Origin of the sequence: Maribacter sp. MAR_2009_72 (assembly GCF_007827235.1) — a bacterium.
Lineage (GTDB): Bacteria > Bacteroidota > Bacteroidia > Flavobacteriales > Flavobacteriaceae > Maribacter > Maribacter sedimenticola.
The window spans coordinates 2,440,019-2,457,877 of record NZ_VISB01000001.1; the positions used below are offsets into that span (position 1 = coordinate 2,440,019).

Sequence of the window (17,859 nt, forward strand, 5' to 3'; positions counted from 1 at the left end):
TACTAAATAAAACTGGATAACAATTTAAGCAATAGTCCTATTTCTTCCTTGGAATTAAAGCTATGCAAACAAATTCTAAGTCGCTCTTGACCTTCGGCCACCGTTGGTGATACAATGGCCTTAATATGAAATCCTTTATCCAATAGTTTTTTGGATACCGTCTTTACCTTTTTTGCGCCAGGGACCACACAACATTGTATAGCTGTATCGCTAGCAATAAAATAATCATTTAATTTATATGCTTTGACCTGATCTTTAAAATATGCAATATTTTCCGCTAACCTTACTTTTGGCTCTTTACTTAATTCATTAAAAAATGTATGGGCCGTAAGAATAGTGGCCAAAGTATGTGGCGTTAAGCCTGTGGTGTATATTAACGGTTTTGCAAAATTGACCAAAAACACCTTAAGTTCATTACTGCCCAAAACCGCTGCACCATGACACCCAAATGCTTTTCCAAAGGTTATGGTCCTTGCGAAAACATCTTCCTGCAACCCCAATTTTGCCACTAGACCTTCTCCATTTTTACCCAATACGCCACCGGCATGGGCCTCATCAACAATTAAATGATAGCCGTTAGTTTTGGTATAATCCGCAAAAGCTTTTAAGTCGGGAGAATCTCCATCCATTGAAAAAACACTTTCGGTAGCCACATAGACCATACTATCTTTTTGATCATTTCTCGCCAAATTCAAAGCAATTCGGTCTTTTAGGCTAGACAAATCATTGTGTAAGAAACTATATGATTTTGCATTGCTCATTCGTATTCCCTCACGAATACTTGCATGAACACACTCATCATAAAATATAATATCACCACGTTGTGGTACAGCGCTGAACAAGCCAAGGTTGGCATCATAACCAGAATTGAAGACCAATGCTTCCCCCGCTTTATAAAAATTAGCCAACAAAGGTTCCAATTGGCCATAAAGTTTGTGATTTCCGGACAGAAGACGCGACCCTCCTGAACCATTGGAAGCTATCCCTTCATTTAAAAGCACCTGAAAGGTTTTGGAAAACAGTGTTTCATTATTGGCAAATCCCAAATAATCGTTGGACAAAAAATCTATTAGACCACTCATTGAAGTCAACTGCCTAAAGGTGTCCTCTTCCTTACGGCCTGCCAATAATTTTACTAACCTAGCGGGTGTTTTACTCATTGAGCAAAAATAACTTTTCTATGAATTGAAACGGAAGTTTTTAATGAAATGAAGAATTATTTACTTCTAAGTTTGAGAAAAAAACTATTTTTTAAGAAAACCGGTTTTAAATTACCATTTATCATCATTTAGAACGTTGATAAATAGGAGTTTACCTCTCTTTTTAATCAAAAATAAACGTGAAATAATGTTTAAATGTTAAAGAATAAACATATTTTTGCACAATTTTTAAGGAATTTTCCTACTATTAATATTGTATATTGCTATTAGCGCTATATTTTTTTTCTGATTGATTGGCTATGAAAAGAGATAAAATTGCAGACAAAGAAAGATTAGAAGCTTTAGGTTCTTATACTATTATGGATTCTGAAGAGGAATCCCTATACAATGATATCACGGCTTTGGCAGCAGCTATATGCAACACCCCTATAAGCCTCATTTCTTTAGTGGACGATAATCGACAATTTTTTAAATCTCATCATGGATTGGATTTAACTAGTACTACACTAGATCATTCTTTTTGCAAATATTTAATTCTTGATGATTTAGATGTTTTAATCGTAGAAAACCCAATCCAGGATAAACGATTTTCAGAATATGCTTCTGTCAAAGGAGATTTGAAAATTGGTTTCTACGCTGGGGTTTCCTTAACTAACGATGATGGATATAAATTAGGTTCATTATGTGTCATGGACCAAAAAACAAAACAACTCAATGAGCTGCAAATAAATGGCTTAAAAACACTTGCCAAGCAGGTCATACAATTATTTGAATTAAGAAAGTCAAAAAAATTATCACGGCACCAAAAAAATAAATTAGAACAAAAAGGTATTCTTCTTGACAACATCGTTTCTGCAACTGGTATTGGTATTTGGGAACGGGATATCAAGAATAATTTAATGAAATTAAATTATGAATGTCTAAAAATTCTAGGTTATTCCGCCGAAGCCAAAAAAACCTTGCAATATTCTGATTGGGAAAATTTTATACATCCGGAAGACCTAAAATTGGTCAAGGCAAAACTAAAACGATGTTTTGAGCATAAGACTGAAATTTATGATATTAAATACCGAATTATAAACTTAAGCGGGCAAACAAATTGGGTTCATGATAACGGTAAAGTTTTGTCTTGGGATGACGATCAACCGCTTTTGATGTACGGTACCATCCAGAATATCACGCAAAAAGTAAATGATGATTTTGAACTGGTAAAACTTAAAAATAACCAGGAAGCCATTATCAATAACACCAAGGATCTTTTATGGTCTGTTGATACCGAATACAGATTAATAATGGCAAACAACGCCTATCATGAATTGATCAGGGACAATATTGGCTATCAGTTTAAAGTTGGGGACGTCGTGTTTTCAGAAAATTTTGATATCGATATTAATAATAAATGGAAAAATTATTATGCAAGGGCATTAAAGGGAGAACAGTTTTCTATTAAAGCTAAATTTCACAACCCCGCAAAACTTAGAACTACCTATGGGTTGACCTCATTTAACCCCCTTTATGACAACAATGGTAAATTATTAGGTCTTACCTGCTATTCTAAAGACATAACATCAGAGGTTTTGTCACAGCAGGTATTGATAAGTGCCAAAGAGGAAATGCAAAAAATAATGGATGCATCCTTGGATATCATTTGCACCATAGATGAAGAAGGATATTTCTTGAGCATTAACAAGGCCTGTCAAAAAATTTGGGGATATGAACCAAAGGACTTGATCGGTAAGCAATATATAGATTTTGTACATGAAGAGGACAAAGAATTGACCTTGAACGAAGCATTCGCAATTTTAGAAGGTGAAAAGGTCACGGGATTTGAAAATAGATACATCCACAAGAACAATACTATAGTACCCATGCTTTGGTCTGCAAATTGGGACGATAAAGAAAGGGTGGTATACTGTATAGCCCGTGATATAACCGAGAAGAAAAAAGCTGACGTACAGCTTTCACAATCAGAACGCCGATTTAAATCTTTGGTACAAGATGGTAGTGATTTAATCGCCATATTAAATACAGAAGCCAATTTCCTATATGTAAGTCCTACTTCTACCAGAATTTTGCAAACAACTCCAGAGGAATATTTAGGCACCAATGCATTTGATTATGTACATCCTGAAGATTATGATGAAGTCCTAAAACAATTTTATAATATCTTGGAAGTACCCCAAACCAAGATTAGGCCATTTAGGTTCAGAATCAAAAACAACCAATATATTTGGATGGAGACAACGGTTACCAATAAATTGGACGAACCTTCCATAAACGGTATTGTCGTAAATTCACGAGATGTAAGTAACCGTGTCAACTACTTAAAGGCCATTGAAAAACAAAATGCAAAATTAAAGGAAATTGCATGGACACAGTCCCATGAACTAAGAGCTCCTGTTGCAAGATTAATGGGTTTGGTTAATCTTATTAGGGACGAAAATCAAGATCTTGATTTTGAAGAAAAAAACCGTATGCTACAATATATTATAGATTCTGCAGATGAAATAGATGTGGTCATAAAGAAAATTGTAGACAGTACCGTACAACGAATGAATATAGAAGAAACCGAATGAGTTATAAAATAATTGTTATAGAAGATGATCCAATATTTACCTTTTTGCTGGAAAAAGGTTTAAAGGCAACTGATATTACAGGTGACATAACTTTGTTCACTAACGGATTAACGGCTATCAACTTTTTAAAGGAAGATTATAACAACGACAACAACTATGTTGTGTTTTTAGATTTGAATATGCCCGTAATGAACGGTTGGAAATTTATGGAACATTTTGAAGTCCTTGCCAACCCTTCAAATTGTATGGTTTTTGTATTGACCTCCTCAGGCAATAAGCTAGATATCGATAATCTTATGGCTAGCCCATTAGTGACGGATTTTGTCATAAAACCCATAAATGATATTGTTTTCAAAAAAATTAAAAATGCCATTCAATCTAAATTTGGAGAATAATTCTTTCTTCACGCTTAATAATTAGAATCAAATTTTACAAACATGCATTAGCTTCATTATATTAGCTAAAAACATTGTATGCGTTATTTGTACCTAATTTTTCTCTTTTTTGCAGCACTATCTCTTAGTGCGCAAACGATAAATTATTCCATATCTTTTGATAATGCCATACACCATGAGGCCGTGGTTACGGTAAACTTTCCAGATATTGATCAAGATACATTGTCCGTAAGAATGAGCAGAACATCTCCGGGAAGATATGCCCTACATGAATTTGCCAAGAACGTTTATGCTTTTAAGGCCAAAGATGCCCAAGGTAATATACTTAAAATCCATAGGCCCAACCCATATGAATGGCAAATTACCGGACATAACGGAAATGTAATAATTGAATACATCTTATTTGCAGATAGAGGGGACGGCACCTATTCACAAATAGATGAATCCCATGCGCATTTAAATATACCGGCCACATTTATTTATGCTCCTTCTTTAAGCGACAGACCCATTGAAGTTGATTTTGTAAATAGGGAAGATTTAGAATGGAAAATTGCCACTCAATTAGTAAAGGTTAAAAACAATACTTATAGCGCTCCAAACCTTTATTATTTTATGGATAGCCCCACAGAACTAAGTAACCACAAGGTAAGGGAATTCAATATTGATGATCAAACCGTAAAACTTGCTCTTCATGACCCAGGAACTGAAGAAGAAGCAGACAAGTATTTTGAGAAAGTAAAAAAAGTAGTAATTGCCGAAAAAGAGGTGTTCGGTGAGTTGCCACAATTCGATTATAGTACCTACACTTTTTTAGCCTGCTATATACCAAACGCATCCGGTGATGGCATGGAACATAGAAATTCAACAATACTAACAAGCTCAAGAACATTGGCAAATGGTGGTATGGATGGTAATATAGGTACGGTTTCCCATGAGTTTTTCCATAGTTGGAACGTGGAACGTATACGACCAAAGTCTTTGGAACCTTTTAACTTTGAAGAGGCAAATATGAGCGGAGCCCTATGGTTTGCTGAAGGTTTTACAAGTTATTACACCAATCTTATATTATGTAGAGCTGTACTTATATCACCAGAAAAATATATTGAGGGATTGACGGGTACATTTAATTATGTTTGGAATTCACCGGCCCTACAATTTTTTAATCCTATTGAAATGAGCTATCAAGCTCCTTTTGTAGACGCTGCCACATCCGTAGATCCCGTTAATAGGGAAAATACATTTATATCTTACTATTCCTACGGTAGTGTTTTAGGTTTGGCGCTAGACCTTTCCCTAAGGGAACAAAAATTGAACTTAGATGATTTTATGAAGCTTGTTTGGTCTCAATATGGTAAAACTGAAATACCTTATACACTAGAAAATTTACACCAAACCTTGAACAGTTATGCCGGCGAGGAATTTGGTAACCAATTTTTCAATAATTACATATATAAGAGTGGTATGCCCAAATACAAGCAGCTTTTAGAAAGTGTTGGTGTTTTTATTTCTCAAGATTCCAATACTGTATATTTTGGTGCTGCCGTATCAATTTCCAATGAGCAAAATGGTATAATTAAAAGTAATCCAACTATAGGAAGTCCTGCTTATACCGCTGGTTTGGACAAAGGTGATTTAATTACCCACATAAACGGTAGGCCATTGCAAGAAGATATTGCATTCAATGCTTTATTGAAACAATTTAGGCCAACAGATAAGCTTTCTATTGACTTTATAAGAGATGGCAATAAAAAAAATACCGTGTTAACGCTTGAGCCGGATCCACACTATTCCATTCAATTGATGGAAAAAACAGAAGATTTACCTTCTAAGCAAATGCTTAAAGCTCGTAATACTTGGTTAAAACTGTAATAATGGAAATCAATTACACCAGTGCAAGTACTACGGAAGAATTAATGCAAATTCTTTCCATACAACAAATGAATTTAAGATCTTCCGTTACCGCTACGGAGATGGCAAGGGAAGGATTTGTCACCGTTGAACATAGTTTGGAACTTCTTACTAAAATGAACAATGCTTTTCCGCATACTATTGCCAAACACAAGGGTAAGATAGTTGGTTATGCACTATCCATGACACAAGATTTTAAGGATGATATTTCCGTCCTAAGACCTATGTTTACGGAAATAGAAAAAAATTATCTACAGAATTATATTACCATGGGTCAAATCTGCGTTGCAAAGACCCATAGAAAACAAGGTGTTTTTAGAGGATTGTACGAGGCAATGAAAAAAATAGCCTTTCCTACTTATACCAGCATCATAACTGAAGTGGATGCCACGAATAGCCGCTCTTTGAGCGCCCATTATGCTATTGGTTTTACAAAAATATGCACCTATAATTCCTTAGGTCAAGATTGGGAATTGATATCTTTGAGGACATCATAATCCAATAAATTAAAATTTTATTATTGTTTTTCGATAATTTTTATATATTTGTTATCGTTAAACAATAATAATTGTAATATGAAGAATCTTATTTTTTTTCTATACCTATTAATTTGTCTTTGGATTATAGGAGGATTAGTTGCAATTTTTAAATCAAGTTCAGATCTTTACAACTTGATTTTAATAGAAAACGTCTACGGTAACTTAACAATTCCTATTTGCATTTTAATAGCAAAAATTAGTATCAGCAGTATTTTAACCTTTTATTTATTGAAATTTAGTAGAGTCATAAATAAACTAAACCTTGAAAATTTTCTATCCAAGAAAAACGGAAAATCTTTTAAAACTATTGGAAGAGTATTTTTGTACTATTCTTTTATAAGATTATTTATCAACATAATTGAAATTTCGCTAGGTGAAAATTACCAGAAATTAATAGAATATAATACTAAAGGAGTCATTGAAGGTGTTGTAACGTTATTAATTACTTCTTTATTCCTTTTAATTATATCAAAAATAATTGATCAAGGTTATTACTTTAAGAATGAAAACGACCTAACCATATAATTATGAGCATTGTCGTTAACTTAAATACCGTATTAACAGACCGTAATTTAAAAAGTAAAGAACTGGCAGAAATGATTGGTATTACCGAAGCTAATCTATCCATACTTAAATCAGGTAAAGCAAAAGCCATTCGCTTTTCTACACTGGATGCTATTTGCAAAGCATTAGATTGTCAACCTGCTGATATACTCGCATATGAAATTGAATAAAAAAGGCTACACTTTAAGGTGTAGCCTTTATAATTTATAACAATTGTAAGCCTTAATCCGCTAGTACAATAACCTTATTATTCTTTAATTCAATGGTACCACTAGTAATTGGTAACACAGTGTTTCCATCAGAATCTTTACTGAATTTTGATGCGTGAGCCTTTTCCAAAGTCACATTTCCGGCAATTTTAACCTTCCCTTCCTGTAACAAAGAAACTATTGGAGCGTGATCTTTAAACATCTGAAACTCACCATTTATACCAGGTACCGTAACTGATGTTACTTCGCCAGCAAATAAGGTTGCTTCTGGTGATACAATTTCTAAATACATATTTTTTAAGTATTCAGTACTCAGTATTCAGCATACAGTAGCAAACAAAGTGCAAACTGTTACTGCTAACTGCTTACTAGTTCTAAGCTTCAGTCAACATTTTCTCACCAGCCTCGATCGCCTCTTCTATAGTACCTTTCAAGTTAAAAGCAGATTCGGGTAAGTGATCCAATTCACCATCCATAATCATATTAAATCCTTTAATGGTATCCTTGATATCTACCAATACACCTTTAAGCCCAGTAAACTGCTCCGCTACGTGGAAAGGTTGAGAAAGGAAACGTTGTACACGACGTGCCCTACCAACTGCTAATTTATCTTCTTCAGATAATTCTTCCATACCTAAAATGGCAATAATATCTTGTAGCTCTTTATATCGTTGTAAAAGCTCCTTAACTCTTTGCGCACAAGCATAGTGATCTTTTCCTAAAATTTCAGCAGTTAATATTCTTGATGTAGAATCCAATGGATCCACAGCAGGATAAATTCCAAGCTCTGCAATTTTACGTGATAATACGGTTGTAGCATCCAGGTGGGCAAATGTAGTTGCCGGAGCTGGATCCGTTAAATCATCCGCTGGTACATATACCGCTTGTACAGAGGTAATAGATCCTCTTTTGGTTGACGTAATACGTTCTTGCATGGCACCCATCTCCGTTGCCAAAGTTGGTTGGTAACCTACCGCAGATGGCATACGACCCAATAATGCCGATACCTCTGAACCTGCTTGCGTAAAACGGAAGATATTATCAACGAAGAAAAGAACATCTTTACCTTGACCTTCACCAGCTCCATCACGGAAATATTCCGCTATGGTCAACCCAGAAAGAGCAACCCTTGCACGGGCTCCAGGTGGTTCGTTCATTTGACCAAAAACAAAAGTTGCCTTTGATTCTTTCATTATATTTTTATCAACCTTGTTCAAATCCCAACCGCCTTCTTCCATAGAATGCATGAAATCATCACCATATTTGATAATACCGGACTCCAACATCTCACGAAGTAAATCATTTCCCTCTCGTGTTCTTTCACCTACACCGGCAAAAACAGAAAGTCCACCATGTCCTTTTGCAATGTTATTGATCAACTCCTGAATAAGAACCGTCTTACCAACACCTGCACCACCAAATAAACCAATTTTACCACCTTTTGCATAAGGCTCGATCAAATCAATTACCTTAATACCTGTATATAAAACCTCTGTTGAAGTCGAAAGATCCTCAAATTTTGGAGCCTCCCTGTGTATTGGCAGACCATTATCTCCAGATTTAGGTAAATTGCCCAAACCATCAATAGCATCACCGATTACATTGAACAAACGGCCATAAACATCATCCCCAACAGGCATTTGGATCGCACTTCCCGTAGCCACTACTTCAACACCTCTACTTAGACCATCGGTAGAATCCATAGATATGGTTCTAACCGTATTTTCGCCAACATGGGATTGCACCTCTAAAACCAAAATTGACTTATCCTTGTTTACAATTTCCAAGGAATCATAGATTCTAGGTAGATCAGCACCTGATTGAAATTCTACATCAACCACTGGCCCAATGATTTGCGAAACTTTACCTGTAACTTTTGACATTACTTTTATGTTTATGTATTACGTTTAATATAACCTTAAAAATGCTCTCATTTTCAGGCTGCAAAGATATGCTATTCAATTTTAAACGAAAACTGTTTTTTAGCTTTTTTACAAAACTAAAAAGGTGCCCTGAGAGCACCTTTATTTATTGATAATTATATATTCCATTACTGTAACGTGGGAGAATAATTTGTAGGATAATCACCTACATCAAGCAAATTGCCCGATGCCTCAAAGTTTGAACCATAAGTAGCATCAATCGCTTTCATGAACTCATTTGCCAACAACGCATACCCGCGTGCAGTAGGATGTACACCGTCCAAAGAAAATGCACTTCCCGTCACCAAACTAGAGGTTAACGTAAAATCACCACTGGTAATACCACCATTGGCCAACTGGTTCAATAAGGAATTTGCATCCACCAAGGCAAGACCGGCTTGGGCGGCCGTTGCTTCAATAATTTGGTTGAACGCCTCAATAGCCACTGCAATTTCTTCTTGTTCACTAGGAATTAATACCCACTTGTCCGCAAGTGGTACGGCAACTCCATTTACCGATAAAGGATTGCCCGGTACTGCAAGTGTACCAATAAAATTTGATGCCGTTAATACCAATAAATCATTAGCCGTGGCCTGTCTAATTTTTGGCAATGCAGCAAATGCCGGATTAATAGCTCCTAAATCCGTCAATGATTCATCCTCTATGACTACCGCATTATTAGGTCCTTCGACAAAATTTATCGTTCTAGCCTCTAATTCTTCCTGTGTAAACAATCCTGTACCTGCCAAAGCGCCAAAGGCAGCTTGCAAACCACCATTATATTGTGCATAAGCCCCGTTCACCGCAGCTGCAGTAGCAGCATCCAGAGGTACCGGATTATGGGGAACTGTAGTAAAATGCGGAATATCTACCACATTAGGAATATTGGCAACCACTCCTTTTGCACCTCCTGCGGTCAAGGTTGCGATCAAAGCTCCGTAACTACCATCAAAACCAACACCTGGCACTCCGGAAACCGGAGTTATTGGGTTAGTACCGTCACCACCTGTAGTTGCATAGCCCAGTACATCATTATTACCTATCCAAAGAGAGAAAAAGCTAGGAGCTTGACTTACAGCCATTTCTAATACGCTAATATTAGGTGTATTTCCTGTCATCCTTACGAAATAAGGGTTTGCCAAACCTAAAGATACATTTGCCAAATTACCATATCCTGGCGCCAGTAGATGAAAGCTTTTAGCTCCTGGTACGCCCAGATTATTAAATGGACCGGTAGGGTTGTTCAATACTATATCCGTCGAAACAGTAACCGATGCGCCCAAAGCGGCTTCTAACGGTACAGGACCAGCACCTCCAAAAACCAATCTAGGGTCTTGAATTCTTTCTCCACCGGCAGCAAGTCCACCAAAATTATCATTGGTAAGCGGTTGTACAAAACTTCCGCCACCCGCTAAACTAAATTTCTGGGACAATAAATTTGGCAACGACATACTTTGACTAGCTTGGAACAAAGCTCCGTCCGTAAAACCTGCAGTCAATGAATTGCCCAAGGCCACATAATTTGAAAAATCAGCAGAGCCAGCGGTCAATTCAACAGGATCTTCCACAATCACTTCTGGTGAAAGATCAACATCTTCTGGATCATTACAAGCCGTAAAAGCCAAGATCCCTATAGAAATATATATAAATTTTAAATTTTTCATTTCAACTCCTTATTTAAAAATTAGTTGTTAATAGTCCAAGATAAGTAGTACATAGACCCTATAAATCCAGTACCGAATGCAGTAAAATATTCCTTATTAGTAAGGTTGGTACCTCCTAGTTTGAACGTGGACTTAATACTGGGCACATCATAATTAATCTGCGCATCCACTACATGAAATTCAGGTACTACACCATTACCGAAAGTAGCTTCCCAGAAATAATCATCGCTAAATCTATAGGATACGTTGAAACCAAAATTATTGAACAGTTCCTTGTTCCCAAAAGAAGCCTTGAATTTATGCTCTGGAGTGTTGAAATTCAACATTACATCTGGGTTTGCATCGCGGTCAAAATCAAGTTTAGTAAAAGTGTAACTTCCTTCCAGATCAAAATTACCAAGTACTTTCATACTTAACCCTAATGAGGCACCATAGGAATTTACATCTGCATCTGTATTTGTATATGCACTATAAGCTTGGAAATCCCCGTTTGAAATTGCCGCAATGGATAAACCTCCATCACCAACAGTACCGTAATATGGGGCAACAACCACTTCCTGGGAAATAAAGTCTTGATAAGAATTAAAATAAGTACTAAAATCAATTACCAATTTATCAACCTTTCCCCTATAACCTACTTCAAAGGAAGTTACTTTTTCGGGCTTTATAATATCAGGGTTGGCTACTTCCAAATCGGCAGGATTTCCCGTTTCCGACAAACGAGTTACGGATGCTGCGGAATAAGAATTGTTATATGCCGCCGCCCCGGTTTGGTTTATTGTACTTGGCTGCCCTAAAAGCTGACCACCTCCACTGACTTCAAAATCCCTGGAATAACGATCCAAATTGTTTGGTGCGGACCCAACCAAGATTGCCCTACCTGCATCTAACCCAATAAAAAGATCTTGGGTAGTTGGGTTTCTAAAACCAGTTTGCGCAGAGGCCCTTATATTATGATCTCTGTTCAGGGTAAAACCTGCAGATAACCTAGGCGATATAAATCCGTCAAAAAATTCTGACTTATCATAACGAATAGATCCGGTAAGTTTTAAGCTCTTTTCATTTTGAAAAGGCAATGTCTTTTGTACTTGTGAATAAATACCAAATTCAGAGTAATTTATGGGTCCATCAAAATCAGTATATATAGTACCGGAAGAATTTAAACTGTATTCCCTAAAAGAACCCCCAACCTGAATTTCTGCCCAATCTATTAAATGGCTGAAATTGTAATTGGCATCTGCATGATAGTATTTGGATGCATCCTGAAATTTTGATCCCGTTGTCAAATCCGGATCGTTGATACTTCTATCAAAAGCAGCTTGAAACTCCGGGGTTCCAGGCAAAAACCTACCTGTCTCCGCTTGAGCCCTAGCCGCAGCATGTGCTTGCTCATCGGTTGCTCCTGCCAAGGTGGCCTGTACATATGTACCGGTGTATTCACCAAACCAAGTGTTGTCATCTTTCCAAGCCCTGTTAATATTAATACCTGTAAATACCATGTCATAAGAATCACCGGCTTTATCAGCTACTACATAGCCCCTTACAAAGAAGTTGTCGTTCTTTACTTCCAACTTGTGCTGTTCCTGAAAAAACCCAGCTATATTGTACCTGTTGGTTCCTTGGTAAATCGTATTACCCGTACCTACCTTACCTACATAGGACAATTCCAAACTATTATCTTCAATTGGCCTATAATATAGACCCCAATCCGCTTTAATACTTTCCGCATTGTAATTGGTCAATACATTTTCATTATAACCGGTTCTACTTACAATTTGCGAAGGAACCAATGCATTTGCACCGGCAGGTAAAATACCTAATCCTTCTAATGTAAGCGCCACATCCTTAATATCTGTTGCAACCTCATCACCATAGACATTGATACCGTCATAATTTAAATCTGCCCTAGTACCTCCGGGCCTAGTCTTATCCACTTCACTTGTAGCGGCCCAATCCGTACCTTTCAAATAACCAAAATTGACCTTTCCCGCAAATTTATCGCTGAATTTATGAGCAGCCCTAATCCCAACATCCGTATAGGCGTTATCCCCTGCAGATTTTTGAGAAGTAATACCTCTTTTTATAGAAACACTTATTCCTTCATGGTCAAACGGACTCTTACTGCGCATAAACAATATTCCGTTAAATGCATTAGCACCATACAATGCCGATGATGCCCCTGGTAATAACTCCACACTGGAAACATCGGTTTCTATCATACCTACCAAGTTTCCAATAGGAAAATTAAGTGCGGGCGTAGAATTGTCCATACCATCTACCAACTGCATAAATCGAGTATTGGCAAAGGAGGCAAATCCTCTGGTATTTACCGATTTAAATGTTAAACTGTTCGTATTTACATCTACTCCCTTTAAATTTTCCAAACCGCCATAAAAATCTGCAGCCGTGGTACTTTTTATTTCGGAAATACCAATTCTTTCTACTGTAACGGGGGATTCAAAAATTCGTTCAGGGGTTCTTGATGCCGAAATAACGACCTCATCCAAAAATGTTTGGGATTCTGTCAAAATAATATTTACCGTCTGATTATTACTTGTAATCGTTTCGGTGGCATTTGTATACCCAATACTTGAGACTTCTATTTTAAAAGGTGGAACCTCAGAAGTTTCTAAATTGAAATTACCGTCAAAATCCGATACAGTCCCAATAGTTTTACCAACAATAACAATATTGGCCCCGGGGATAGGCTGGTTGTTCTGATCAACAACCGTACCATTGATATTGGTCTGTGCAAACCCTAAGGTTCCAAAACCAAACAATGCTATAAGTAGTATTGCTCTCATTCTTAATTTAAGTTTAAAATTAGTTCGGGCTCAAGATACAGATTATTTTATCTCGAAAATAGTAATTTGAAAAAAATTATGCATGCATAGTATTATTTTGATAATTATACCCTATAAATATTGTGTATTGCGCAAAAAAAAGCGGTATGGATTGCTCCACACCGCTATAATATAATTTATCTTACTTCTATTCCACCGTTACCGATTTGGCTAAATTTCTGGGTTGATCCACATTACAGCCTCTCATTACCGCAATATGATAAGAAAGTAGTTGCAAAGGAATGGTAGTCAAAAGTGGAGTCAAACTTTCCAACGTTTCCGGGACCTCAATCACATGGTCGGCCAAATCTCTCACTTGTTCATCACCTTCGGTAACAATAGCGATAATCTTACCCTTCCTTGATTTAATCTCCTGAATATTACTTACTACCTTTTCATAATGCCCTTTTTTAGTGGCAATAACGAAAACGGGCATATGTTCATCAATTAAGGCTATAGGTCCGTGCTTCATTTCCGCGGCAGGATATCCTTCTGCATGAATATAACTTATCTCTTTTAATTTTAACGCCCCTTCTAAGGCGACTGGGAAATTATATCCTCTACCCAAGTATAGACAATTGGTAGAATCCTTGTATACATCAGCAATAATTTCTATTAAAGCATTGGACTCCAACGATTTTTCAACCTTGGAAGGTATTGTTTCCAATTCCGTTAAATATTCACGGTATTTGGTTTCGGAAAATTCACCTTTTGCCTTGGCCAACCTTAAGGCCATTAACGTTAGTACTGTAATTTGTGTAGTAAAGGCCTTCGTAGAAGCAACACCTATTTCAGGACCCGCATGCGTATATGCACCTGCATCTGTCTCTCTAGCAATAGAGGACCCTACAACGTTACAAACACCAAAAACAAATGCACCTTTCTCTTTTGCAAGTTTAATTGCCGCCAAGGTATCCGCTGTTTCTCCAGATTGGGATATCGCAATTAAAACATCCTTATCCGTAATAACCGGATTTCTATACCTGAACTCAGACGCATATTCAACCTCAACAGGTATTCTTGCCAAATCTTCAAAAATATATTCCGCCACCAGACCTGCATGCCATGAAGTTCCACAAGCCACTATGATGATTCTATTGGCATTGATGAATTTCTCCATATTTTGCTCAATACCGGACATTTTTACCAATCCTTGATCTGCCAATAATCTACCTCTGTAGGTGTCCTTTATAGCCCTAGGTTGTTCGTAAATTTCCTTTAACATAAAGTGGTCATATCCACCTTTTTCTATTTCCTCCAAATTCATTTGCAATTCCAAAATCCTTGGATACGCAACTGAATCATCTTTAATCTTTCTTAATTTAATCTCCTTGCCCAATCTAATGATAGCCATTTCCTCATCTTCAAGATAGACGGCATTATTGGTAAATTCGATAAAAGGCGAAGCATCTGAAGCAATAAAAAATTCATTGTCGCCAATACCAATAGCCAATGGGCTACCTAATTTTGCAACTACAATTTCATCTGGCTTTTCAACATCAAATACGGCAATTGCGTAGGCACCAACAACTTGGTTAAGCGCTATTTGCACAGCCTTACCCAACTTCACATCTTCCGTTTTCTTAACTTCCTCTATTAAATTGACCAATACTTCAGTGTCCGTATCCGACTTAAATACATAACCCCTTTTGGTCAACTCCTGCTTAATGGCCTCATAATTTTCAATGATACCATTGTGAATGATCACCAGATTTCCTGAATTTGAATAGTGCGGGTGGGAATTAACATCATTTGGAACACCATGGGTAGCCCAGCGGGTATGACCAATTCCTATACTTCCTTCCAAAGAAATCTCCTTGGCCTTGTTTTTTAAATCCTCTACCTTTCCCTTAGTTTTAGAGAGGTTGATTTTGTTCCCGTCATACAACGCAATACCTGCACTGTCATAACCACGATATTCTAATCGCTGAAGACCTTTAATTACTATGGGAAAAGCATCCCTATGACCTATATAACCTACAATTCCACACATATAACTATTATTTGCTGACTTATTTTTTAATTATCCTACACGAAAATATACCATCGTGACCAAATTTTATACCATTTAGGGTATACAACGTGAATAATCTATAAAATGATATACGAATACCAAATTAATTATAGGAAATAGAAATAGGTTTACCTAGTCGGCCTTTGTATAAAAAATCTCAAGCCTTAAACGCTTATCAAAATTAGGATCGGTACTTGGCACATTACTACCATACAATACTGTTCCTAAAGGAGTTAAATTAGAAGTTGTAGCTATAGATTTTTCTTCTCCCGTTACTTTGGCCGGTGCTACATTCCAATTTTGGATATTGGTAGACAAGGTCAATGACAGAGTGGCATTAGCAGAGTCCCTCACAACCAAATTGTTGATATGGTCTGTTATCTTAACAGAATATTTCACCCCTTTTCCATCCGTTTTTTGCAAAATACCATCGTAATTCAGAAAAAGCCCCGTTATTGGATTGGCCTCAAGGTTATTTTGTTCTGTATTTTGATTGATCAAAGGAAAGTTGTTTTCTGAATTATAAAGATATAGCCTTATTGGCTCCAAAGCACTACCGTTAACATCCAACATCTCCCTATCTACATAGAATACCAGATTGGCTTCATTGATTACCCAGTTTTCAGCACGTATTTGTTCAACAATACTTTCCCCTCCATTCTCCTCGAACAAATTAATTTCGGCATAGGTACCTGGTCCTCCTTTTAAATATATTCTTGATGCATTTTCCTCATTATCCAAAGATTGTGCAATTTCCGGCGAATAACTTTCAGCTGTAATGGTATTTACGGCATTACCGCTTACGGATCCACTTGATATTTGGGTCAAAAAGTTAAGAACAAAATCTTTCTCTTTTTTTACGTTGACAATATCATCACTTGTATCATCTGCTGTTCCATTGGTATCATAACTATCGTAACTATAAGTCACGGTAATATTGGCTGTTTTAAGGTCGAACATAAAGTAAACCTCATTACCAACTTCGTCCGTAATTGAAAAGTGTAGCCCCCTTAAAAACTCCTTAAAATTAGCTTGGCTCAATAATTCCGAACTTCCTTCCTTGTCCAAAAGATTGGTTTGAAAAAATTCATTATCCAATTTCACGCGAATTCCCGGATTCAATTTTATATTGGTCAATGATTCATCTACCTCCGTAGTTGTCTCATCATCCTCATTAAGTATCAATTTTTCTTTATTATCAATTTTTACTTCACCGTCAAACAATACATCTGAAACAAATGAAGGTGAAATCTCTTGAGAAGTAAAATATTCCTGTGATTCTTGAAAATTAGCATCTGGATCAAGGTCCCTTAAATAATACGTAGACCTTTCTACCTTTAAATTAAATGTAGGTAGATTCTCATCTGTTATGGCATCATAATACAGACTGTTATCAAACTTTTTTCCGTTGATATAAATACTGTCCAATTCTATACGCTCCGCAAAATTATTTGATATGATCGCTTCTCCATTATCATCATATAAACCGTCACCATCAGCATCTACACTACCACTATCCAATGGATCGGTTCCTGCAGCCGTTTCCAAAATATTGGATACACCATCCAAATCGTTATCATTGTCCGGATTCAAGGGTTCATTATCAAATTCATCATTCACCCCATCATTATCACTATCCGGAGTTATGGACTTTGACAAAAAGGGGATATATAGATATACCTCCTCTACAGTTTCATTTTCCTGAATAACCGTAATTGCCTCATCTGCACTGCCTGCATTATTTTCCTTTTCTTGAGAAAAATTACCGAAAGTTGGGTTTTGCAAGGACAATAATACTTGAGAAGTTACAGAAGCCCTTGTTTTACCATATACAGGGTCATTATAAGTCCCAATTTGATATATTGGCAACTTATTGGACTGTACCGCCTCTATATTCTTGTTATACACAAATACATCATAGACTTCCTGTCCTGTAGTAAAAGGTTCGTTACCAACAACTCCTGCGCCTACCGTAGTCAAATCTTGCTCACAAGAAACCAAAAAAGCCAATATCAAAAACAATCCCACAAACCTGGGAGTGGCGGACTTATCAAAAAAATTCATT

General features: G+C 36.7%; 13 protein-coding genes. 6 read left to right on the top strand and 7 right to left on the bottom strand.

The window, feature by feature from the left end; translation table 11 throughout:
• Positions 1 to 2: 2 nt before the first annotated feature.
• Positions 3 to 1,160, bottom strand: coding sequence for an aminotransferase class I/II-fold pyridoxal phosphate-dependent enzyme (locus JM81_RS10230; protein WP_144803020.1), 1,158 nt, complete (start codon positions 1,158 to 1,160; stop codon positions 3 to 5).
• 299 nt (positions 1,161 to 1,459) lie between these two features.
• Between JM81_RS10230 and JM81_RS10235 the strand changes: the two genes are divergently transcribed.
• The 6 genes from JM81_RS10235 (at position 1,460) to JM81_RS10260 (ending at position 7,312) form a co-directional block, all read left to right on the top strand.
• Positions 1,460 to 3,736: a PAS domain S-box protein gene (locus JM81_RS10235; protein WP_144803023.1), complete on the top strand. Its 2,277-nt coding sequence runs from the start codon at positions 1,460 to 1,462 to the stop codon at positions 3,734 to 3,736.
• Positions 3,733 to 4,131, top strand: a complete 399-nt coding sequence (locus JM81_RS10240) for a two-component system response regulator (protein ID WP_144803026.1) — start codon at positions 3,733 to 3,735, stop codon at positions 4,129 to 4,131. The genes JM81_RS10235 and JM81_RS10240 overlap by 4 nt, the downstream gene beginning before the upstream one ends.
• A 78-nt stretch (positions 4,132 to 4,209) precedes the next feature.
• On the top strand, positions 4,210 to 6,000 hold the full coding sequence (locus JM81_RS10245) for a M61 family metallopeptidase (protein WP_144803030.1): 1,791 nt from the start codon (positions 4,210 to 4,212) through the stop codon (positions 5,998 to 6,000).
• 2 nt (positions 6,001 to 6,002) lie between these two features.
• Complete coding sequence (locus JM81_RS10250; protein WP_144803033.1) at positions 6,003 to 6,536, top strand: GNAT family N-acetyltransferase; 534 nt, start codon at positions 6,003 to 6,005, stop codon at positions 6,534 to 6,536.
• 78 nt (positions 6,537 to 6,614) lie between these two features.
• Positions 6,615 to 7,103 (top strand): DUF2975 domain-containing protein, encoded by a 489-nt coding sequence (locus JM81_RS10255; protein WP_144803036.1) that lies wholly within the window; start codon positions 6,615 to 6,617, stop codon positions 7,101 to 7,103.
• A gap of 2 nt (positions 7,104 to 7,105) precedes the next feature.
• Positions 7,106 to 7,312: a helix-turn-helix domain-containing protein gene (locus JM81_RS10260; RefSeq protein WP_144803039.1), complete on the top strand. Its 207-nt coding sequence runs from the start codon at positions 7,106 to 7,108 to the stop codon at positions 7,310 to 7,312.
• A gap of 52 nt (positions 7,313 to 7,364) precedes the next feature.
• Here the strand turns inward: JM81_RS10260 and JM81_RS10265 are convergent, their stop codons facing one another.
• The 6 genes from JM81_RS10265 to JM81_RS10290 form a co-directional block, all read right to left on the bottom strand.
• Positions 7,365 to 7,643 carry a F0F1 ATP synthase subunit epsilon gene (locus JM81_RS10265; protein ID WP_144803040.1) on the bottom strand — a complete coding sequence of 93 codons (279 nt, stop codon included), beginning with the start codon at positions 7,641 to 7,643 and terminating at the stop codon, positions 7,365 to 7,367.
• 82 nt (positions 7,644 to 7,725) lie between these two features.
• Positions 7,726 to 9,234, bottom strand: a complete 1,509-nt coding sequence (gene atpD / locus JM81_RS10270; protein WP_089260931.1) for a F0F1 ATP synthase subunit beta — start codon at positions 9,232 to 9,234, stop codon at positions 7,726 to 7,728.
• Positions 9,235 to 9,401: 167 nt separating this feature from the next.
• Positions 9,402 to 10,937: an SGNH/GDSL hydrolase family protein gene (locus JM81_RS10275; protein ID WP_144803043.1), complete on the bottom strand. Its 1,536-nt coding sequence runs from the start codon at positions 10,935 to 10,937 to the stop codon at positions 9,402 to 9,404.
• Between the two features lie 20 nt (positions 10,938 to 10,957).
• A complete protein-coding gene (locus JM81_RS10280; RefSeq protein WP_144803046.1) occupies positions 10,958 to 13,741 on the bottom strand; it encodes a TonB-dependent receptor in 2,784 nt (927 codons plus the stop codon).
• A gap of 187 nt (positions 13,742 to 13,928) precedes the next feature.
• Entirely contained in the window at positions 13,929 to 15,773 is a 1,845-nt protein-coding gene (glmS, locus tag JM81_RS10285) for a glutamine--fructose-6-phosphate transaminase (isomerizing) (RefSeq protein ID WP_144803052.1), read from the bottom strand.
• Between the two features lie 153 nt (positions 15,774 to 15,926).
• Positions 15,927 to 17,858, bottom strand: a complete 1,932-nt coding sequence (locus JM81_RS10290) for a DUF4270 domain-containing protein (RefSeq protein ID WP_144803054.1) — start codon at positions 17,856 to 17,858, stop codon at positions 15,927 to 15,929.
• Between the last annotated feature and the right edge of the window lies 1 nt (position 17,859).